The sequence below is a fragment of the Klebsiella sp. 2019SCSN059 genome, from assembly GCF_021739525.1.
Taxonomy (GTDB): Bacteria; Pseudomonadota; Gammaproteobacteria; order Enterobacterales; family Enterobacteriaceae; genus Klebsiella; species Klebsiella quasipneumoniae.
The window spans coordinates 1-589 of sequence record NZ_JAKKOM010000137.1 but is presented as its reverse complement, the minus strand read 5'-3'; the positions used below and the strand labels follow the sequence as shown (position 1 = coordinate 589).

General features: G+C 52.1%; 3 tRNA genes. All 3 read left to right on the top strand.

The annotated features are described in order from the left end of the window. Position 1 precedes the first annotated feature (1 nt). Positions 2–78 (top strand) — tRNA-Arg (locus L2I46_RS29310). Positions 79–228: 150 nt separating this feature from the next. Continuing rightward, positions 229–305: transfer RNA gene (locus tag L2I46_RS29305), tRNA-Arg, on the top strand. A gap of 188 nt (positions 306–493) precedes the next feature. Next, positions 494–570, top strand: a tRNA-Arg gene (locus L2I46_RS29300). The last annotated feature ends 19 nt before the right edge of the window (positions 571–589 follow it).

The window sequence follows — 589 nt, the reverse complement described above, 5'->3', positions numbered from 1 at the left end:
TGCATCCGTAGCTCAGCTGGATAGAGTACTCGGCTACGAACCGAGCGGTCGGAGGTTCGAATCCTCCCGGATGCACCATCTTCTTTCTGAATGAAGAGAGAAGAACGCTGTGAAAGCAGCGGCCCGCAGTGCGAGGCATAATCGAGTCACTCTACCGATTAGGCCGTCATACTCAGTGTGGCATGTGTTAGTTGTGACACTGACGCGTAATAAAGCAAGTTTCCCGATGCATCCGTAGCTCAGCTGGATAGAGTACTCGGCTACGAACCGAGCGGTCGGAGGTTCGAATCCTCCCGGATGCACCATATTCTCCTTAGTAACAGCAATATCGTTGTTACATGGTCTGCGAAATTTTCGCCAGTACCAGGGGGGATAACGTTGCGTAAGCGACGGCCCGTAGGGCGAGGCGTAGACGAGTCATCCTCCCGGATGCACCATTCTTGCCTGACTCTGATTATTCAGATGAATTCTGTAGTAAACTAGATATTCCGATGCATCCGTAGCTCAGCTGGATAGAGTACTCGGCTACGAACCGAGCGGTCGGAGGTTCGAATCCTCCCGGATGCACCATATTCTCCTTAGTAACAGC